This window comes from Xanthomonas nasturtii, from assembly GCF_001660815.1.
Lineage (GTDB): Bacteria > Pseudomonadota > Gammaproteobacteria > Xanthomonadales > Xanthomonadaceae > Xanthomonas > Xanthomonas nasturtii.
The window spans coordinates 1-19,296 of sequence record NZ_LYMI01000005.1 but is presented as its reverse complement, the minus strand read 5'-3'; the positions used below and the strand labels follow the sequence as shown (position 1 = coordinate 19,296).

The window sequence follows — 19,296 nt, the reverse complement described above, 5'->3', positions numbered from 1 at the left end:
CGATGTGTTGCGAACGCTTCAATCGAAACGGCAGCGCAGCATGAGGTCCTCAATGGCGTACTGCACATGGCGCGAATGCTGCTGTTTGTCTGCGCACTCTCTCTAGCGTTGCAGCGCTCACTTTCAATCGAGATGCGTTGCTTCATTGGAAACGCACATGCGCCATGCGTCGTGAGTCATCGTGGAAAGCACTGCGTAGGCGATCGTCTGCACGCAGACGCGTGGAATCCGCGAAAAAAAAATGGCCGCAACGCGGGTTGCGGCCACTGCATGCCTGCGGCGCAGGTTACTTGCCGGCGCGGCGCGCGTACTTGCTCAGGATCGACATCTGCGGCTTGTCGCTGCCGTCCTTGCCCGGCTGCACGGTGAAGGGGTAGTCCGGCTTCCACCACGCGCCAGCCGCCCACCAAGTCCAGCCCAGCCACACATCGCTGTTCTTTTCCATGTAGCCCAGCATGCCTTCCAGCGCCTTGTCGCAAACGGGATTGTTGGCGGTGCCGAATTCGCCCAGGAAGCCCTTCTGCTTGTTCTCGCGCAGCCACGCGGTGAAGCCGCGCAATTTTTCTTCGCCCACCGAATTGCTGGTGCACACCGGCTTGGTACCGCTGTAGTCGTTGTCCAGGTACTGATGCGCTTCGAAGGCCAGGTTGTTACCGGGGTCGTTGAGGATTTCCAGTGCCTTGGCGTTGGAAACGCCGTAGCTGGTGCTGCGCCAGCTGTGCGCGCCGGTGTATGCGGTGCCCGGCACCAGGATCAGATTCTTCGCGCCGGTCTTGCGGATCGCATTGATCGCGCCTTGTGCGGCAGTGGCCCAGTCCGGTGCGGAGATGCCGTTGGGCTCGTTCATCAGCCCGAAGATCACCGCCTTGTCGTCCTTGAACTCCAGCGCCAGCCGGCGCCACAGATCGGCCAGTGCGGCAGCGGGCACCTCGTCGGTTCCGATGCGCTTGCCGTTGTACTTGGCGTAGTTGTGCAGGTCCAGGATCAGGAACTGCTTGTTGGCCTTTGCCGCCTCCAGCGATTTCTTGATCAGCCCGAGCTGGGCCTTGTCCAGATCGCCTTTGAGCTCAGGCTGCAGGCGTTCCCACAGAAACGGCAGCCGGATCGTATTCATGCCCTTGCCGGCGAAATAGCTGAAATCCGAGGCGGACGGGTAGGTGTAGTCCTTGAACAGGGTGCCGGGCTTCTTGCGCGAATTGAACTCGGCGCCGGACAGATTGACGCCGACGTATTTCAGGCTGCTGGACTCTTTGCCGGGGCGTGCAGGTTCTTTGGCGTGGGCAAGCGGCAGCGCGGCGAGCAAGGTCAGTGCGAGTGCGGCACTGCGCAGGGATGGGAATTTCGGGGGAGAGCGGAACATGGAAGCCTCCTTCGGCATCGACGTAGGCGGCCGCAGGGGGAGGGCACGGCCAACAGGGATGATGGTGCAGGGCAAGACGATGGCTGGTCAGCGTAGAAGCTCCGACGTTAGCGCGCCATTCACGCCGACAGCATGGATTTGATCGTGCGCAAACACCAGCGCGGCGCACCATGCCGCGCAGGTTGCATTCGCAACGGGCAGGCAAAACGCACTGTCGCAGGTGTGCGACACGCGCCTGTTTTAAGCTAGCGCGCTTACTTTTTGTCTCCTGCACTGTCGCGGGGGACGTCATGCCCCGGAGCCCCTCCCATGAGCCAAGCCCACGCCTACGCCGCCCAGGCCGCCGATCAACCGCTTGCCCCGTTCGTGTTCGAACGGCGTGCGCCCGGCCCCAACGATGTACAGATCGACATCGCCTATTGCGGCGTGTGTCACTCGGATCTGCACACCGCACGCAACGAATGGCACAACACGCTGTATCCCTCGGTACCCGGCCACGAGATCGTCGGCCGCGTCACCGCGGTAGGCGATGCAGTCACCGGCTTCAAGGTCGGCGACCTGGCTGGTGTCGGTTGCATGGTCGACAGCTGCCGCAGCTGCGCCTCCTGCCAGGAGGGCGAAGAGCAGTACTGCGAAGCCGGCTTCACCGGCACCTATAACGGCCCCATGTTCGGTGGCGGCGAGAACACCTACGGCGGTTATTCCGACCATATCGTGGTCGACCAGAAGTACGTGCTGCGCATCTCGCATACCGACAACCTGGCCGCGGTGGCGCCGCTGCTGTGCGCCGGCATCACCACCTACTCGCCGCTGGCGCACTGGAAGGTCGGCCCCGGCCAGAAGGTGGGCGTGGTCGGCCTGGGTGGCCTGGGACACATGGCGGTGAAGATCGCCAAGGCGATGGGCGCCACCGTGGTGTTATTCACCACCTCCGAGAGCAAGCGCGCCGACGCGCTGCGCCTGGGCGCCAGCGAAGTGGTGATTTCCAAGGACGAGGCGCAGATGGCCGCGCAGTACAACACCCTGGATTTCATCCTCAACACCGTGGCCGCGCCGCACAACCTGGACCCGTTCCTCAATGCGCTCAAGCGTGATGGCGCCATGGTGCTGGTGGGCGTGCCGGAGCAGTCGCATCCCTCGCCGAGCGTGTTCAACCTGGTGATGAAGCGCCGCACCCTGGCCGGCTCGCTGATCGGCGGCATCCGCCAGACCCAGGAAATGCTGGATTTCTGCGCCAAGCACAACATCGTCTCGGACATCGAAGCGATCCGCGCCGACCAGATCAACGCCGCCTACGAGCGCATGCTCAAGAGCGACGTGAAGTACCGCTTTGTGATCGATATGGCGACGTTGGATAAGGCGGCCTGATTCGCGATAGCAGCAGGATTAACTCCACCGCTTGCGTTGTTTTGTATGACGCAAGCGGTGGCCGGGTGCGCTGTGTCACCCGAGTGGTTATCGGCATGAAAAAGGTTGACGTCCCAACCTTTATGCGCATCGAACTATTTTGCTCGGCCTAATGACTGGACGGATTCTTGTCAGAATGCCGCGACCCACGGACGAGGAAAGAGATACTGAACACTAGGGCAGACAAGAATACGATTGCGGCGAGATAAAGAATGACAACATTAAACCAGTAACTAAAAGGCGCGTCGTAAACCGAGAAAAAACCGGCACTACAGCGGCGACACGATACCGTACCAGTCACCAAAGCTTCCCAGACCAGTAATGCTGGCGTTGCCCCAAGGCCGAATGCAAAGACGGCTCCGAGCACGACACGAGAACGGGTCTTGGGCCGTGTATATCTGTTCCAGAAAAAAAGATGTGCGGCCCAAATCATCAGTGGCAACGCTGCCCCGAAGAACCAAACGGAATTTAGCGACATGATGTCCATGGTGATCTAACGCCCAATGCCGTCACTACGCGTCGCAGCGTCATGAGGTTTCATTGGCTAGGGTTGCTTGGTCATTTGCAATGAGCGGTTGAACGCTTCCAGATGGCTGCCACCGAAATGGTTGGCCGCTATACACTCGCCCATGAGCGAGCCATACCGCTGCGCGTCTTCGCGAGAACCGATCACGGCGGGAATCGCAATCAGATTACTCGTGGCGCAGCGTTCAAACAGTGGCTCCATGGCAACGAGACAGTCTTGGTGACTTCCATTCAAAGAACGCTGCAAAGGTGAGTCCGTGCATAGTCCGGATAACACAACAGACTTGAATCGGGAAAGCCAGGCATCTCGTGGCATACCTGTTGCTGATTGGCGCTCTGCCGCCGATTTCTTCCAGCCGTTTACCACGCCTCTACCTACACCAAAAATGACAAAAAACGTGCAAAACACCATGAAGGTCAATGTGCCGTACTTCAGAAGTTTGCGCATAAAGCGTGTTGATCTCATGGCACAGCAGTTGAGTTGAGCCAACACGCGAAACAGCGTCGGCCGGACGAATCGTCGATGGGCATTATCCACAACAGCGACCCGAGCGAAACAGGTATTGCAGCGCCGAGTAGAAGCCGCCCCTGAAATAAACTGGGCTACGAACGCGCTTCGATCAGAAGAGGTGTTAGGCCTATGAGACTCGAGTGTTCAGCACGCCAAGGACACATTTTCCTCGAACAATCGCGTACCCCCAGGCAAACGGCTTCCCACTCACCGGCCAAAGCTGCTCATAAGCCACGAAATAATCACCTGAGCGGTACGGCTTCTCGAGCCACAACCAATCTTTGTTGCCATAAGCAAATGGCACTTGCGGCGCCGTTGTATTTGCAGCCGCGTACTTGACACCAATTTCTTCCATCTGCACGATGGAAAGAGGCAAGCCATCAAACCGTAGGTTGTCCGATTCCTGGCACGTGGCGGCCGGCGCTGCAGCCGCGTTATTGGCAGTCAAAATCAGAAAACAGGTAACGAGTGACCTGAGCATGGGACCTGGCATGCCTCACGCCGCAGCCGGCTCCTTGACCTGCGCCTTCACTCCCAGCAGCTGCACGATGCTTCCTGCCGCATCGCGGCCTTCGGCCACGGCGGTGACCACCAGATCCGCGCCGCGCACGCAGTCGCCGCCGGCGAACAGGCGTGGGTTGCTGGTCTGGTAGGGCAGGCGGCCGTTGCCGTCGGCCGGGGCGACGATGCGGCCGTTGTTGCCGGCTTCCACGCCTTGCGATGCCAGCCAGTCGGGCAGGGTGGGCGAGAAGCCGAAGGCGATGATCACCACGTCCGCTTCCAGTAGCGATTCGCTGCCTTCCACCGGTACCGCATTGCGGCGGCCGCTGGCGTCGGGTTCGCCCAGCCTGGTTTCCACCACGGTCACGCCGATGGCTTCGTCGTCGGCGCCGGATTCGATCGACAGCGGCTGGCGGTTGAACAGGAAGCGCACGCCTTCTTCGCGCGCGTTGGCCACCTCGCGCGCCGAGCCCGGCATGCTGGCCTCGTCGCGGCGATAGGCGCAGGTGACCTTGGCCGCGCCCAGGCGAATGGCGCTGCGCACGCAGTCCATGCCGGTGTCGCCGCCGCCCAGCACCACCACGCGCTTGCCGTTGAGGTCGGGCAGGGCGAGCTGGTCTTCCCAGCCGGCGATCGGCCGGCCGTGCGGGTCGTTGCCGCTGACGATGCGGCTGTTCTGCACCAGAAACGGCAGCGCCGGCAGCACGTTCTTCAGGTCCTGCCCGGGCAGGCCGCCGTCGGTGTAGCGGTAGGCGCCGGTGCCTAAGAACACCGCGTCGTATTCGCCCAGCAATTGTTCGATGCTGACGTCTTTACCAATCTCCACGCCCAGGCGGAACTGCACGCCCATGCCTTCGAGGATCTCGCGGCGCTTGCCGATCACCGACTTGTCCAGCTTGAAGCTGGGGATGCCGAACTGCAGCAGGCCGCCGATCTGCTCATAACGGTCATAGACCACGGCTTCGATACCGGCGCGCACCAGGCGGTCTGCACACGCCAGCCCGGCCGGGCCGGCGCCGATCACCGCCACGCGGTGGCCGCTGGGCTGCACGTTGCCCAGGTCCGGGCGCCAGCCCATCTTGAAGGCGGTATCGACGATGTACTTTTCCACCGCGCCGATGGTGACCGCGCCGAATTCCTCCAGCGTGCAGCTGCCTTCGCACAGGCGGTCCTGCGGACACACCCGCCCGCACACTTCCGGCAGCGGGTTGGTGGAATGGCATAGCGCGGCGGCTTCTTCGATGCGGTTTTCCTGCACCAGCTGCAGCCACTGCGGAATGGCGTTGTGCACCGGGCATTTCCAGCTGCAATACGGGTTGCCGCAGTCCAGGCAGCGGCCGGACTGGTACTGCGCGTCGGCCTTGTCGAACTTGCCGTACAACTCGCCCCAGTCGCCGGACGTCCGCAGCTCCACCGGAATGCGCGTGGGCATGGTCCGGGGCAGGTCGAGGAATTGGAAGGCTTGCTTGCGGCTCATAAAAGAAATCCGTGGCTGATTCCCTTCTCCCACCGGGAGAAGGTGCCCCGAAGGGGCGGATGAGGGGTAGCCGGGCGAGCGCCCTCACCCCCGACCCCTCTCCCGCGAGCGGGAGAGGGGAGCACGACTAGGCGGCGCGCCGCAGCGACTCAGTGAGCGACTCGATGCTGGCGGCCTTGGGTTTGACCAGCCAGAACTTGCCGATGTAGTCGCGGAACTCGTCCAGAATCTGTTGCGCCCAGATGCTGCCGGTGAGCTCGCGGTGGCGGCTGATCAGGGTGTGCAGGTGCTGGCGATGGTTCTCGAAGCCTTCGGCAGAGACGCGGTGGATGTCGATCAATTCGTGGTTGTAGCGGTCCACGAAGTCGCGTTCGATATCCAGCACGTAGGCCAGGCCGCCAGTGAAGCCCGCGCCGAAGTTCAGGCCCACCTTGCCCAGCACCAGCACCACGCCGTCGGTCATGTATTCGCAGCAGTGGTCGCCTGCGCCTTCCACCACCGCCAATGCGCCGGAGTTGCGCACCGCAAAGCGCTCGCCGGCGCGGCCGGCGGCGAACAGCTCGCCACCGGTGGCGCCGTACAGGCAGGTGTTGCCCACGATCGGCGTGCTGCGCGCCTCGAAGCGCGCGCCGCGCGGCGGACGCACCACCAGCCGGCCGCCGGCCATGCCCTTGCCGACGTAGTCGTTGGCTTCGCCTTCCAGCTCCAGTTGCAGGCCACCGGCATTGAACGCGCCGAAGCTCTGCCCGGCGGTGCCGCGGAAGCGCAGGTTCAACGGCGCATCGCTCATGCCAAGGTTGCCGTGCACGCGTGCGATGGCGCCGGACAGGCGCGCACCGATCGAACGGTCGGTGTTGTGGATCAGGAAGCGATGGTCGCCGCCGCGCTTGTTGGCGATCGCATCGGCCAGCAGGCCGTCCATCTGCGTGGCCAGGCTGTCCGGCGATTCGTACAGGCGCTGGGCGGCGCAGTGGCTGCCGTCGTAGCGCGCATGGGTGAGCAGGCGCGACAGATCGACCTTGACCCCGGCGCGTGGCGAGACCTCCAGCTGTTCGAGCAGGTCGGTGCGGCCGACGATGTCGTCCAGCGAACGCACGCCCAGGTACGACAGCCACTGCCGCACTTCTTCGGCGAGCAGGCGGAAGAAGTGCTCCACCCGCTCCGGCAGGCCGGTGAAGTAGCCGGCACGCAGGCGCTCGTCCTGGGTGGCCACGCCGGTGGCGCAGTTGTTGAGGTGGCAGATGCGCAGGTACTTGCAGCCCAGCACGATCATCGGCGCGGTGCCGAAGCCGAAGCTGTCGGCGCCCAGCAGCGCGGCCTTGACCACGTCCAGGCCGGTCTTCAGGCCGCCGTCGGTCTGCAGGATGGTGCGCTCGCGCAGGTCGTTGGCCACCAGTGCCTGGTGCGACTCGGCCACGCCCAGTTCCCACGGCACGCCGGCATAGCGGATCGAGCTGACCGGGCTGGCACCGGTGCCGCCGTCATGGCCGGACACGGTGATCAGATCGGCGCCGGCCTTGACCACACCGGCGGCAATGGTACCGACGCCGGCATGCGCCACCAGCTTCACCGACACCAGTGCGGTGGGGTTGACCTGCTTGAGGTCGTAGATCAGCTGGGCCAGGTCTTCGATGGAATAGATGTCGTGGTGCGGCGGCGGGCTGATCAGGCCGATGCCGGGCTTGGCGTAACGCAGCCGGGCGATCAGTTCGTTGACCTTGTGGCCGGGCAGCTGGCCGCCTTCGCCGGGCTTGGCGCCCTGGGCGACCTTGATTTGCAGCACCTCGGCGTTGACCAGGTATTCCGGGGTCACGCCGAAGCGGCCGGAGGCCACCTGCTTGATCTTGGAGCGCTTCTCGGTGCCGTAGCGGGCCGGGTCTTCGCCGCCTTCGCCGGAATTGCTGCGCCCGCCCAGCCGGTTCATCGCAATGGCCAGCGCTTCGTGCGCTTCGGGCGATAAGGCGCCCAGGCTGATTGCGGCGGTGTCGAAACGGCGCAGGACGTCTTCGGCCGGGGCGACTTCATCCAGCGGGGTGGGGGTGTCGGCACGCTTGAGCTGCACCAGATCGCGCAGCGTCGAGGCCGGGCGCGCATGCACCGCGTCCACGTACTTCTGCCAGTCGCCGGCGTCGCCGGTGCGGGTGGCGCGCTGCAGCGTCATGACCACGTCCGGGTTGTACATGTGGTACTCGCCGCCGTGCACATACTTGAGCAGGCCGCCCACTTCCGGCTTGAGCTGGTCGTTCCAGGCGCGTGCGGTGAGCTCGCGCGCCTCGGTGTCCAGCCGCGCCAGGCCGACGCCGCCGATGCGTGCCGGGGTCTCGGCAAAGCACAGTTCCACCACGTCCGGGTCCAGCCCGACGATTTCGAACAGCTGCGCGCCACGGTAGCTGGCGATGGTGCAGATGCCCATCTTGGAGATGATCTTGGACAGACCCTTGTAGATGCCCTTGCGGTAGCGGCGCCCGATCTGCGACTGCTCGCCGCCCTTGCTCAACTGCAGGATGCCGCGCCGGCCCAGGTCGAACAGGGTCTGGTAGGCCAGGTACGGGTACACCGCAGTGGCGCCGAAACCGAGCAGGCAGGCCATGTGGTGCGCATCGCGCGCGGTGCCGGTTTCGATGATCAGGTTGACGTCGCAGCGCAGGCCCACCTTGCACAGGTGGTGATGCACCGCGCCGGTGGCCAGCAGCGCATGCGCCATCGGCCGGTCCGGCACCGGGTAACGGTCCGAGAGCAGCAGCATCACCGCACCGGCGCGCGCTGCGGCTTCCACGTCCTGGCAGATGCGTTCCAGGCCGGCCTTGAGGCCTTCTTCCACGCTGTAGGACAGGTCGATCAGGCGGTTGCGCTCGACGTACTGCTCCATCTTCAGCAGCTGGCGCAGCTTGCGCTGGCTGAGCACCGGCGAGTTGAGGATGACGTGGTTCACCGTCTCCGCGCCGGCATGGAAGATGTTGGTCTCCTTGCCGAGCTGGGTGGTGAGCGACATCGCAATGCCTTCGCGCAGCGGGTCGATCGGCGGGTTGGTGACCTGCGCGAAGGCCTGGCGGAAGTAGTCGTACAACGGCCGGGTCTGGCGGCTGAGCACCGCCATCGGGGTGTCGTCGCCCATCGAGCCGGTGGCTTCCTGCTCGGTCTCGGCCAGCGGGCGCAGGATCTGCTCCACTTCCTCGGTGCTGAGCTGGAACAGCTTGTGGTAGCTGCGCAGGGTCTGCTCGCTGAAGGGTTCTTCCACCAGCGAGGGGTCGATCAATTCGGTCTGCAGGTAGGTCACGCCCTGCTGCAGCCATTGCTTGTATGGGGCACGCGCACGGTTGATGCGGTCGATGGCGTCCGAATCGAGCAGATCGCCGCGCTTGAGGTCGATGGCCATCATCTCGCCCGGGCCCAGCTTGCCCTTGCGGGTGATGCGCTCGGCCGGCAGTTCCCACACACCGGCTTCGGAGGCCACCAGGAAATGGCGGTCGGAGGTCAGCATCCAGCGGGCAGGGCGCAGCCCGTTGCGGTCCAGCATGCAGGCCGCATAGCGGCTGTCGCAGGCCACGATGCCGGCCGGGCCGTCCCACGGCTCGGTGTTCAGGCCATAGAACTCGTAGAACGCGGCCAGGTCGGCGTCCTTGAACTCCAGCGACTGGGTCGCCGGCGGCACCAGGATGCGCAGCGCCTGCAGCAGGTCCATGCCGCCGGCGATCAGCAGCTCCAGCATGTTGTCCAGGCTCTGCGAATCGGAGCCGTGCATGGAGATCACCGGGTCGAACTGCGCGATATCGAAGCGTGGGGTCTGCCACACCTTGCTGCGCGCCTGCGCCCAGCGCCGGTTGCCTTCGATGGTGTTGATTTCGCCGTTATGCGCGAGCAGGCGGAATGGATGCGCCAGCGGCCAGCGCGGCAGCGTGTTGGTGGAAAAACGCTGGTGAAAGACAATCGCGCTGGAGGACAGATCGCTGCGCTGCAGGTCCGGGTAGAACGTGCTCAGCTTGTCCGGCAGCACCATGCCCTTGTAGCTGATGCCATTGGGCGAGAGGGTGGTGACGTAGAAATCTTCGACCGCATGCAGCGCCTGCTCGGCGCGGCGGCGCGCCAGAAACAGCGCCAGGGTGAAGCCGTCTTCGGTGTGTTCGGCGCCGGCATCGACAAAGACCTGTTCGATGCGCGGCAAGGTATCGCGCGCCAGCTGGCCGCACACGCTGTCGTCTGTGGGCACCACGCGCCAACCGCGCAACTGCACGCCAGCGCTGTGCAACTGCGCTTCCAGTTCGGCGCGACAGCGCGCGGCCTCGGCCTCGTCCAGCGGCAGGAACACCACGCCGGCCGCATAGCGCGTGCCCAGGGTGATGCCGGCATCGCATGCCAGCCCGCGCAAGAACGCATCGGGTTTGCGGATCAACAAGCCGCAGCCATCGCCGGTGAGCCCGTCGGCCGCCACACCGCCGCGGTGGGTCATGCGCGAGAGCGCCGCAATCGCGGTGTCGACCAGCGAGCGGGAAGGTTGGTCGTCCAGCTGAGCAACCATGCCAAAACCACAGGCGTCGCGCTCATCGCGCACGCTGTTGTAGAGACCGTAGTCGTTGAGCCCTTGGCGAGTGCGGGGGGCCATGTGTGCCTCGTTGCGATCTAGGAGAGCGGCGACGACGTTGCAGCGCTCGATCCGTGGAGCGTTTCGAAGAGGTCACCGGATGATCGACTAGACCACAGTTGATGCGGTGCCGCAATACACCGTTACAGCTGCAACGAGAGCGGTTGCAAGCCCTTGTGCCAGTTGGCTTGGCGCCCGTCCGGCGACAGGCGCCACCGCCTTCTCAGCCGCAGCGCACCGAGGCGATGACGCTCTTGGCGTCCACTTCCAGGTTGAGGCGTTCGCCATTGAACTCCATGGTGGTCATCTGGCCGGGCTTGAGCACGCGCACCGACTTGGCGCCGGCATCGCTGCGTGCCTGTTCGCTCACTGCATCGGTCAGTGCCTGACCCACCAGCGATTGCACCTGGGTGGCATCGCAGCTACCGATCGGCGGCGCTTCCGGCGCGGCGTCCGGTGCGGGCGCAGCCGCTTGTTCGGCCGCATGCTGGGCCTTGGCGGCGACGGCTTCCTGCTCGTCGGGTTGCGGTTTGTTGCAGGCAGTCAATGCAGTCAGCACAACCAACGTACAAGCCAGGCGGGCAATAGGCAGGACAGCGGGCATCGATGACTCCAGCAAGGGGGGATGCCCAAGCATAAGCACAAAGTTGCGCGATCGGCATCGCTTGCGCACGCGGCGTTGTCGTTGCGTTGACGCGGCCTAGTCTTGCCGCGCTCGACAATCGCCGCCAGTCCTTCGACCTGTGCGCAATGAAAGCCAAACGTGTTCTCCGCAATGCCGCAGTCACCGCCAACACCGCCGGTAAGCTCGCCGCTGCGGCCACCGGCGCCGCCGTCGCCACGGCTGCGGTGGCCAGCGTGGCCGCCGTGGCACAGGCCAAGGCCACCGCGCGCGCGGCCGGGCTGACCTACGTCAACGACCAGCAGCCCGGGATCAGCCGCCGCAAGGCCGGCAAGAGCTTCAGTTATCGCGACGCCGATGGGCAGCGCATTGGCGATGCCGATACCTTGCAACGCATTCGTTCGTTGGCCATTCCGCCGGCCTACACCGAGGTGTGGATCTGCGCCAAACCCAACGGCCATTTGCAGGCCACCGGGCGCGATGCGCGGCGGCGCAAGCAATACCGCTATCACGCCGACTGGGCGCAGGTGCGTGGCGAAGGCAAGTTCGAACGCGTGATCGCCTTCGGCACCGCGCTGCCCAAATTGCGCCGGCGCTTGCGGCGCGACCTGGTGCTGCCGGGATTTCCGCGTGAGAAGGTCCTGGCGATCGTCGTTGCACTGCTGGCCGACACCTTGGTGCGCGTAGGCAATGCCGAATACGCGCGCAGCAATCGCTCGTATGGGCTGACCACGCTGCGCAACCGGCACATGGAATTTTTGAAGGGCGGCCGCGCGCGGCTCAAGTTCCGCGGCAAGAGCGGCCAGGACCACGACATCGAAGTGGACGACAAGCAGCTGGTCAAACTGATCCGCGAATGTCAGCAATTGCCGGGGCAATCGCTGTTTCAGTACCGCGACGACGATGGCCAGTTGCAGCCGGTGGATTCGGGCGAGGTCAACGACTACCTGCGCGAGGCGATGGGCGAGGACTTCACCGCCAAGGATTTCCGCACCTGGGGCGGCACGTTGGCCGCATTGCAGCGCCTGGCGCGGCTGCCCTTACCCGAACGCAGCAGCGAACGTGCGCTCAAGCAGGTGCAGAACGATGTCATCCGCGAGGTGGCCGATGCGCTGGGCAATACGCCGTCGGTGTGCCGCAAGGCCTACATCGACCCGCGCGTGTTCGAAGGCTGGCGTGCCGGCCACCTGCAGGCCATGGCCACCGGCGTGCGTGGCGAGCGGCAATGGGAGGCGGCCACGCTGAAATTCCTGGCCTCCTCGCGCGCCAAGCTCAAAACAGCGGCGAAGACAGCCTCGAAACGCAAGTGAGTGGCGTGACCCGGGACCGAAAAGACGCGAGGCTTTTCGATTCCCGATTCCCGATTCCCGATTCCCGATTCCCGATTCCCGATTCCTCAGCCGCAATACACCGCAGTGATGTTGTTGGTCGGGCCGGTTTCGATGCTCAGGTGATCGCCGCCGCTTTCGCTGGCACCCTGCGCCGGGTCGGCCAGGCCGCTGGCGGTGGTACCGCCGGTGGTGCGCTCGCCGCGGCGCACGCTCACCTGCAGGCTGTCGCTGTCCACGCGCGCGCGTTCGATGGTCTGCGCTGCCGCGGCCAGGCCCACGATGCCGCGCACCTTTTCGATATGGCACTGGCCGGAGATGACGCCATCGATGGGCTGCACCTGCACGACCTGATTGGAAGCACAGGCCGAGAGCAACAGCACGGCAGCGAGCGGGGCGAGGGTGCGAATCATCGTGGGTCTCCAGCGGAAGAATGGCGCAAGCGTGAAGAAACCGTTGTTGGCGTGGCATGAAGACCGTCCGCTGGGGCGAGCACTCCAGCGGGGACATGGCTGTGCGTGCCTGCACCGATGGTTGGGCGGCCAGCATCTGGATCACTGAGCGAAACGCCCAGTCAGCGCCACCGCCGCAACGAGATTTGTCATGGGCGCACAACTGGCCACCGCCTGAGCCGATCAGCCGCAGCGCGAGACAAGCGTGGAGGCGCCGCCGCGGCCAGTGGTGTTCCGCACCCACGGCACCGCCCGCGGCCCGATCACCCAGCTGATGAGCCAGGGCGATCTGGGCCAGTTGGTCAAGCCGTTCGTGTTCCTGGACCTGTTGACCGTCAAGCCGTCGATCAGCGGTGCGCCGATGGGCATGCACCTGCATTCGGGCATTGCCTCGCTCACCTCCCTGATGGAAGGCGAGGTCGGTTACGAAGACAGCACCGGCAAACAGGGCAACGTGCCCACCGGCGGTGTGGAGTGGATGCGCACCGGCAATGGCGTGTGGCACGACGGTGTGGCGGTCGGCCAGTCCTCGGCCAAGGGCTTCCAGCTGTGGGTTGCGTTGCCGGCGGCTACTTGCCTGCGCTGGTGGAGGCGGTGCTGCAAGCCACCGGTGTGGGCCGGCAGCGTATGTTCGGCCTCGGTCTGAGCATGACCGGGCCGCGCATCGGTGATGGGACCCGGGTCAATCCGCCGCTGTCGCTGGAAGCGGAATGGATGCAGGTCGAGCTGGACCGGTTGGTCGCCGACTGCCTGCAGCTGCCGGTCTGGATGGACAACGATGCCCACTGCGTCGCCTTGGCCGAAGCGGTGTACGGGGTGGGCCGGCAATCGCCGGATCTGGTGTATCTCTACATCGCCGATGGCTTTGCCGCGGGCGTGACCGCTGCGGGCAGCGTGCGCCGCGGCGCGCATGCCAATGCGGGCGAACTCGGCCGAATTTCCGCCATCACCGGCATGCCGCGACCGAGCCTACTGGAAAGCCTGCGTCGGGCCCTGTTGCCGACAGGCATGTGTTCCGGACCTGCGTGCCTGTTGCTGCACTACGCGCGCAGTGGCCGCAGATCGACGCCTTGCTGGATCTGGTGCAACCCACCGTGACCCTGCCGATCATGCCCACCAGGCCGGTGATGGCCTGCCACCAGATGGGCCAGATCAAATCAAGCCCCAGCTGGCGCTGATCAAGACGCTGGGCTGCATGGCCGCCAGCCGTACTCCGGTGCGCCTCGTTTTGGATTGGTCTTTCGCACCTGTCCGTCGCGCCCGCGCCGCCGTGCGGCGTTACGGCCGCGCACTGCAACGCGCCTGATTCCAGTCATGGCGCGTCCATCAACGGAATCACCTCGCGGTCCTGCGCCTCCACCGCCACCAGCCGTTGCATCAGTAGCGAGAGCGTCACCACGTCCTGGTGGTTGTGCTCGGCCACGCGGCGCAGGTTGCGCGCGCTGCCGCCACGCAGGTAACTCAGCCAGGCGGCGGGGGCTTCGGAGCCGGGCAGGTCGTCGTCGCGCACCACGCGCAGCAACTGCCGTTCGATGGTGGCCAGCTTGCAGTTCTCCCAGTTGCCGCGGTAGCGGCGGCGGGTGGGGAACAACAGGTCCACGTGGTCCAGTGCAGACAGCGGGTCGCCGCGGCGTGCCAGGCGATAGCGCGTCTTGAGCAGCGGTGCGTCATAGCAGCGGCCGTTGTAGCTGGACAGCACCGTGCGTGGGCTCAGCCAGGTGCGGAACAGATCGAGCATGGCGCTTTCGGCAGCCATCGTGGACAGCATCAGCTGGCGCACGCGCAGGCCGCTGCCTTGCGCGGCATCGGTATACCAATCGGCCGCCCCGATCATGAAGGCGCGCGTGCCGGTACCACCGGCCAGGCCGGTGGTTTCGGTGTCGAAGAACAGCAGATCCCGCGGGTCGACCGCATCGTCGCGTTTGGCGAACGCCAGCGAGAGCGCCTCGCACGGAATCGCCTGCGGCAGAAACGCTTCGATCAGATGCAGGCCGGGTGCGATCTCGGTTCCCGGCAGGTGCCGGTCGTTCGATGGCGCGCGCACGGGTGTGTGCACCGCCACCGCACGTTCGCGCAGGCCGATCATCTTGCGCAGGCCGGCAATGTCGGTGCGTCGCTGCGGCGGCGGTCGCGGCGACGTTGATGTTGATGTTGCCGGTATTGCCGATGGTGTCGTTGTGCTGCGCGCTATGGGCGAATGGCGTGCGATCTCCGTAGCCACAGCGGTGATGGCATCGGCAGCCGATGGCAGCGCCGGTTTGTGGCACACATCGTGTTCCACCCACGCAAACACCGATGCGTCACGCCCAGGCGCTGCAGGAGTGGGTGAGTGCAAGGCGCGGCGTGTGAGTACCGGTGCGGTGCGCGCATCGTGCGGGCGAGCTGCCGCAGCGTCATGACGTGCAGCGACTACATCGCGCGATGGCAAGCGTGCAGCGGGTGATACGGTGCTGGAGACCGCTGCACGCTGCGCACGTGTCGGCATCACCGCATCGTCCTTGCGCGATGCAGGCGTCAGCCCGCCGACCTGGCGGCGCAGCAGGCGCAGACGTTCCGCGCTGATACGCGGAGCATCACCGGGCGCAGGCGACCTGCCCTGCGTGGCCGCGCCGGAAGCCGGCTGCGTCACCTCACCGCCACGTGCGGTCTCCACTTCCTTTGCATTCAACGCCACTGCAGCTTGCAGCGCATCGCCGTCAGCAACCACCGCAGGCGCACGCACGTCCGCATGCCCGGCCTGCCGGCGCAGCAAGCGCAGCCGGTCCGCACTCACACTCATGCAAGCACGTCCAGCGCCAGGTCGTCGTCCACCTGTGTGGCATGCCGCAGCGGTGCATCCGCATCGAACAACAGTGCCAACACCGTCAATGCCAGCGATTTCGGCGATTCGCCCTTGGCAGCTTCGTGCGCGGCCAGCACCGGGCCCACACAGGCCGGGCAACCGGCGCTGCAATCGCAACGCCGCACCAATTCATCGGCGCGCTGCAACAGCTCGGCCTGGCGCAGCCACAGCGGCTCGCTCAGGCCCACGCCGCCGGGGAAGTTGTCGTACAGGTACACCGTGGGCACGAATGCCTGCTGCAATTCCACCGCGCCTTCTTCGCCTTCTTCCACTCCGCGCAGCTGCCCGCGCCCGGTCTGGTCGGCCACTGCAAACCAGGCGCCATCGCCATTACCCACGGCCTTTTGCAGGTCGCGCGCGTCGGCCATCACTGCCACCGTGGCGACCACATGCAGCGCGTAGGCCGCGCCCAGGAATCCATCCAGCGCATCCTGTTTGGACGCGAACGCCTTGCCCAAGGTGGCCTGCGGCAACTGCCACCACACCGCCGTAGTGTGCAACTCCTGGTCAGGCAAATTGACCGGGCCGTAGCCGATGTTTTCATGCGTGTAATAGCGGATTTTCTTGTAGCCGGAGACGCGCCGCACCACATGCACCTCGCCATGGTGCGAGTCGCCACGCCCGGCCACGCCGCCGTCGAAGCGGTCCAGTACCTTCAGCTTGGTGTAGTCGATGCTGTCGGTGTAGTAGTCCACGTGGGTGCGCGTGACATAGGCCTTGCGGCCTTCCCAATCCAGCCGCTCCACCTGGTAGGGCGTGCTCTGCACCATGTGGATGGCGCCTTCGTACAAGGTGAGCGCGGCGGCGGAATAATCCACCTCGGCAATGATCTGCTGCTTGCCGTCGGTCTTGTCCACCACCACGAAGTTGCCGTCGGCCACCGAGCGCAGGCTCACCGCATTGGCCGGGTAGCTGTCGGCGATCCATTCCCAGCGGTCGCCTTCCTGGTGGATCACCTCGCTTTCGGCCAATGCTTCCAGGAACACCAGCGGGTCGATCGGCCCGAACGGCTCGCTGGCAATGAACGGCAACTCGAACGCCGCGCAGCGGATGTGGTCGAACAGGATCAACGGTTGATCCGGCGCGGTGCGCGCATGTTCGGGTGAGGCATCGGCGAAGAAATCCGGGTGCCGCACCACATACTGGTCCAGCGGTTGCGAACTGGCCACCAGCACGCCCAGCGCCGGCTGCTGGCGCCGCCCGGCGCGGCCGAAGCGCTGCCACGTCGCCGCCACGCTGCCGGGGTAGCCATTGAGGATCACCACGTCCAGCGCGCCGATATCCACGCCCAGCTCCAGCGCCGAGGTGGAGACGATGCCGTCGATGTTGCCCGCGCGCATCGCACGCTCCACTTCGCGCCGCTCGGTGGGCAGATACCCACCGCGGTACGCACGGATGCGCGGCGGCTTGCGCGGGTCGTTGTCGAAGATGTCTTTCAGGTATTTGGTCAGCACTTCCACCATCAAGCGCGTCTGCGCGAACACCAGCGTTTTGAGCCCGCTCTTGATCGCGATGCGCGCAATGCGGTTGCTCTGCGAGCGTGCCGATGCACGCAGCCCCAGGTCTGCATTGACCACCGGCGGGTTCCACAGCAGCACGTGCTTGTCGCCGGTGGGCGCGCCCGATTCGGTGATGGCATGCACCTGTTCTTCGATCAGTGCCTGCGCGTGCGCATGCGGGTTGCCGATGGTGGCCGAGCACAGGATGAACTGCGGGTTGGCGCCATAGAACGCGCAGATGCGCTTGAGCCGGCGCAGCACGTTGGTGACGTGGCTGCCGAACACGCCGCGGTAGGTGTGGATCTCGTCGATCACCACATAGCGCAGGTTTTCGAAGAACTGCGCCCACTTGGTGTGATGCGGCAGGATCGCCTGATGCAGCATGTCCGGGTTGCTCACCACGATGTCGCCGTGCAGCCGGATCGCCTGACGTGCGTCGCCGGGCGTATCGCCGTCGAAGGTGAAGGCTTTTACGCCCAACTCGCCGGCGCGGTTCAACTCCAGCAGCTCGGCCACCTGATCCTGTGCCAGCGCCTTGGTCGGGAACAGGTACAGCGCCTTGGCGCCGGCGGTCATCGCCGCGCTCACCACCGGCAGCGTGTAGCACAGCGACTTGCCCGAGGCGGTGGGCGTGACGATCGCCACATGCTCGCCGCGCTGGGTGGCCGCCCACGCATCGGCCTGGTGGCTGTAGAGCTGGCTGATGCCGCGCGCGTGCAGGGCATCGGCCAATGCGCTGGGCACATCGTCGGGGATGGGCGCATAGCGGCCCTCGCGCCCGGGAAGGGTGAAGCTGCCGGTGATGCGGTCGTGGTAACGGCGCTCCAGGCGTTCGGTGAGCAGCGCGCCGTCGCGGCTGGGGCGGCCATCGGTGGTGGCCAGGGCGCGTTCGGCGGTTTCGGTGCGGGGAGCGAGGGCAAACGGAGGCATACGGCAAGGGCTCCCAAAGAGGGAGATCAAACGAAAAGGATGTCTCAGGGTATGAGACCGGCGCCCGCGCGCCCAGCCTGCCTCACTGAGCGGATTCAGCAAGCCGGGTATCCTGTCGCCCCCACTGCGTCATGGCTGTCTGCACGCTGGCGGGCTCCCCCACATCGAAGAATCGCCGTGCCCGTGTCTGCCAACGTCACTGTTCCGCACTACAAGTCTGTTTCTGCCCGCCGTGCCGATGTCGCGGTGCATGCCGCCGGCCTGTTCCTGGCCATTGTTGGCGGCGCCTGGATGGTATGGCGCGCGCGCGCCAACCAGACCATGCTGCCGGCCACCTGCATCTATGCGTTGGGGCTGCTGGTGATGTTCGCCTGCTCGGCCGCCTACAACTTCGCCCCGCCGCAGCGCCAACCGATGCTGCGCAAGTTCGACCATGCCGGCATCTTCGTCATGATTGCCGGTTCGTACACACCGTTCTTCCTGGTCGCGCTCGATGGTACCTGGCGCTGGACCATGATCTTGAGTGTCTGGTGCGTGGCCTTGTTCGGCGTGTTCGCCAAGCTGTGCCTGCCCGGCATCGCCAAGGGTTTCTGGGTGGCGATCTACCTGCTGCTGGGCTGGGCCGGCATTGTGGTGATCAACCAGATGATCGCCGGGCTGGACAGCGCGGTGCTCTGGCTCATCGTCGCCGGCGGCGCGTTCTACACCGTGGGCGTGGCCTTCTATGTGCGCAAATCGCTGGTCTACAACCGCGCCATCTGGCACGCGCACGTGCTGGGCGGGGCGCTATCGCATTGGTATGCCATCTGGCTGTGCTTGCGGCCGGTCGCCGAGGGGTAGGGCGGCTGGCCGCGTCTTGCCAGCAAGCAAAAGAGCAACGCATGCCTGCCACGGCCTGCTGGTGCGGCCACGCCACCCAGTGCTGCGCGCATGTGCTGCACACGGCGGTGCGTCCCAGCAGGTGCCGCGTGCTGATAAGCACCGCAACGCCGCCGGGTGACGCGGCAGCCGCTACCACATGAACTTCATCTCGCAGCCAAGGTAGCGGCTGTGGTGGCCACCCGCCGCGCGCACGCTCTCGCCGGCCTGGTACTGCACCACTTCCAGCGCGGTCTGCAGGTGTGTTTGATCCCAGTCTTTGATGGTGCATTATTTTCCCACGAATGGAAGGAAGCACTATGGGCCAGGTTCTGCATGGGAGCGCCACTACGACAGAGGCGATCCGTCGAGCGATACAAAATAGTCAAGAGAGCCTGAGAGCGC

General features: G+C 65.3%; 13 protein-coding genes and 1 pseudogene. 5 read left to right on the top strand and 9 right to left on the bottom strand.

Going from position 1 to position 19,296, the window contains the following annotated elements; all coding sequences use genetic code 11:
* Positions 1–286 precede the first annotated feature (286 nt).
* Positions 287–1,360: a glycoside hydrolase family 5 protein gene (locus A7D16_RS02450; RefSeq protein WP_064629512.1), complete on the bottom strand. Its 1,074-nt coding sequence runs from the start codon at positions 1,358–1,360 to the stop codon at positions 287–289.
* 309 nt (positions 1,361–1,669) lie between these two features.
* On the opposite strand from A7D16_RS02450, the gene A7D16_RS02445 reads away from it, so the two are divergent.
* Positions 1,670–2,728: an NAD(P)-dependent alcohol dehydrogenase gene (locus A7D16_RS02445; RefSeq protein ID WP_064629511.1), complete on the top strand. Its 1,059-nt coding sequence runs from the start codon at positions 1,670–1,672 to the stop codon at positions 2,726–2,728.
* A 583-nt stretch (positions 2,729–3,311) separates the two neighbouring features.
* Here the strand turns inward: A7D16_RS02445 and A7D16_RS22835 are convergent.
* The 5 genes from A7D16_RS22835 to A7D16_RS02425 form a co-directional block, all read right to left on the bottom strand.
* Positions 3,312–3,785, bottom strand: a complete 474-nt coding sequence (locus A7D16_RS22835; protein ID WP_161945009.1) for a hypothetical protein — start codon at positions 3,783–3,785, stop codon at positions 3,312–3,314.
* Positions 3,786–3,930: 145 nt separating this feature from the next.
* Positions 3,931–4,284 (bottom strand): hypothetical protein, encoded by a 354-nt coding sequence (locus A7D16_RS21075; protein WP_082925697.1) that lies wholly within the window; start codon positions 4,282–4,284, stop codon positions 3,931–3,933.
* Positions 4,285–4,299: 15 nt separating this feature from the next.
* Entirely contained in the window at positions 4,300–5,781 is a 1,482-nt protein-coding gene (locus A7D16_RS02435; protein WP_064629507.1) for an FAD-dependent oxidoreductase, read from the bottom strand.
* Positions 5,782–5,908: 127 nt separating this feature from the next.
* Positions 5,909–10,381 carry a glutamate synthase large subunit gene (gene gltB, locus A7D16_RS02430; protein ID WP_064629505.1) on the bottom strand — a complete coding sequence of 1,491 codons (4,473 nt, stop codon included), beginning with the start codon at positions 10,379–10,381 and terminating at the stop codon, positions 5,909–5,911.
* Positions 10,382–10,583: 202 nt separating this feature from the next.
* Complete coding sequence (locus A7D16_RS02425; RefSeq protein ID WP_064629503.1) at positions 10,584–10,964, bottom strand: I78 family peptidase inhibitor; 381 nt, start codon at positions 10,962–10,964, stop codon at positions 10,584–10,586.
* A gap of 56 nt (positions 10,965–11,020) precedes the next feature.
* Here A7D16_RS02425 and A7D16_RS02420 point away from each other — a divergent pair, with 56 nt between their 5' ends.
* The gene (locus A7D16_RS02420; RefSeq protein ID WP_064629501.1) at positions 11,021–12,292 is read left to right on the top strand and encodes a DNA topoisomerase IB; all 1,272 of its coding nucleotides are present in this window, start codon (positions 11,021–11,023) and stop codon (positions 12,290–12,292) included.
* An 86-nt stretch (positions 12,293–12,378) separates the two neighbouring features.
* Here the strand turns inward: A7D16_RS02420 and A7D16_RS02415 are convergent, their stop codons facing one another.
* Complete coding sequence (locus A7D16_RS02415) at positions 12,379–12,723, bottom strand: hypothetical protein (RefSeq protein WP_064629499.1); 345 nt, start codon at positions 12,721–12,723, stop codon at positions 12,379–12,381.
* Between the two features lie 313 nt (positions 12,724–13,036).
* Here A7D16_RS02415 and A7D16_RS23845 point away from each other — a divergent pair, with 313 nt between their 5' ends.
* Both A7D16_RS23845 and A7D16_RS23840 read left to right on the top strand, forming a co-directional pair.
* Complete coding sequence (locus tag A7D16_RS23845) at positions 13,037–13,408, top strand: pirin family protein (protein WP_239686937.1); 372 nt, start codon at positions 13,037–13,039, stop codon at positions 13,406–13,408.
* A pseudogene (locus A7D16_RS23840) lies at positions 13,336–13,871 on the top strand (ROK family protein); the annotation flags it as partial. The gene A7D16_RS23845 and the pseudogene A7D16_RS23840, both read left to right, overlap by 73 nt.
* A gap of 203 nt (positions 13,872–14,074) precedes the next feature.
* Here A7D16_RS23840 and A7D16_RS02400 read toward each other — a convergent pair.
* Together A7D16_RS02400 and A7D16_RS02395 are read right to left on the bottom strand one after the other, a co-directional pair.
* Positions 14,075–15,541: a ribonuclease H-like domain-containing protein gene (locus A7D16_RS02400; protein ID WP_064629497.1), complete on the bottom strand. Its 1,467-nt coding sequence runs from the start codon at positions 15,539–15,541 to the stop codon at positions 14,075–14,077.
* Positions 15,538–18,033, bottom strand: coding sequence for a DEAD/DEAH box helicase (locus A7D16_RS02395; protein ID WP_064629489.1), 2,496 nt, complete (start codon positions 18,031–18,033; stop codon positions 15,538–15,540). The genes A7D16_RS02400 and A7D16_RS02395 overlap by 4 nt, the downstream gene beginning before the upstream one ends.
* Positions 18,034–18,210: 177 nt before the next feature.
* Between A7D16_RS02395 and trhA the strand changes: the two genes are divergently transcribed.
* On the top strand, positions 18,211–18,873 hold the full coding sequence (gene trhA / locus A7D16_RS02390; RefSeq protein WP_064629487.1) for a PAQR family membrane homeostasis protein TrhA: 663 nt from the start codon (positions 18,211–18,213) through the stop codon (positions 18,871–18,873).
* Positions 18,874–19,296: the final 423 nt, after the last annotated feature.

Coding starts and splice junctions, on each gene's coding strand:
- A7D16_RS02450 (WP_064629512.1), bottom strand. CDS start 1,360: ATGTTCCGCTCTCCCCCGAAATTCCCATCCCTGCGCAGTGCCGCACTC.
- A7D16_RS02445 (WP_064629511.1), top strand. CDS start 1,670: ATGAGCCAAGCCCACGCCTACGCCGCCCAGGCCGCCGATCAACCGCTT.
- A7D16_RS21075 (WP_082925697.1), bottom strand. CDS start 4,284: ATGCTCAGGTCACTCGTTACCTGTTTTCTGATTTTGACTGCCAATAAC.
- A7D16_RS02435 (WP_064629507.1), bottom strand. CDS start 5,781: ATGAGCCGCAAGCAAGCCTTCCAATTCCTCGACCTGCCCCGGACCATG.
- gltB (WP_064629505.1), bottom strand. CDS start 10,381: ATGGCCCCCCGCACTCGCCAAGGGCTCAACGACTACGGTCTCTACAAC.
- A7D16_RS02425 (WP_064629503.1), bottom strand. CDS start 10,964: ATGCCCGCTGTCCTGCCTATTGCCCGCCTGGCTTGTACGTTGGTTGTG.
- A7D16_RS02415 (WP_064629499.1), bottom strand. CDS start 12,723: ATGATTCGCACCCTCGCCCCGCTCGCTGCCGTGCTGTTGCTCTCGGCC.
- A7D16_RS23845 (WP_239686937.1), top strand. CDS start 13,037: ATGAGCCAGGGCGATCTGGGCCAGTTGGTCAAGCCGTTCGTGTTCCTG.
- A7D16_RS02400 (WP_064629497.1), bottom strand. CDS start 15,541: ATGAGTGTGAGTGCGGACCGGCTGCGCTTGCTGCGCCGGCAGGCCGGG.
- A7D16_RS02395 (WP_064629489.1), bottom strand. CDS start 18,033: ATGCCTCCGTTTGCCCTCGCTCCCCGCACCGAAACCGCCGAACGCGCC.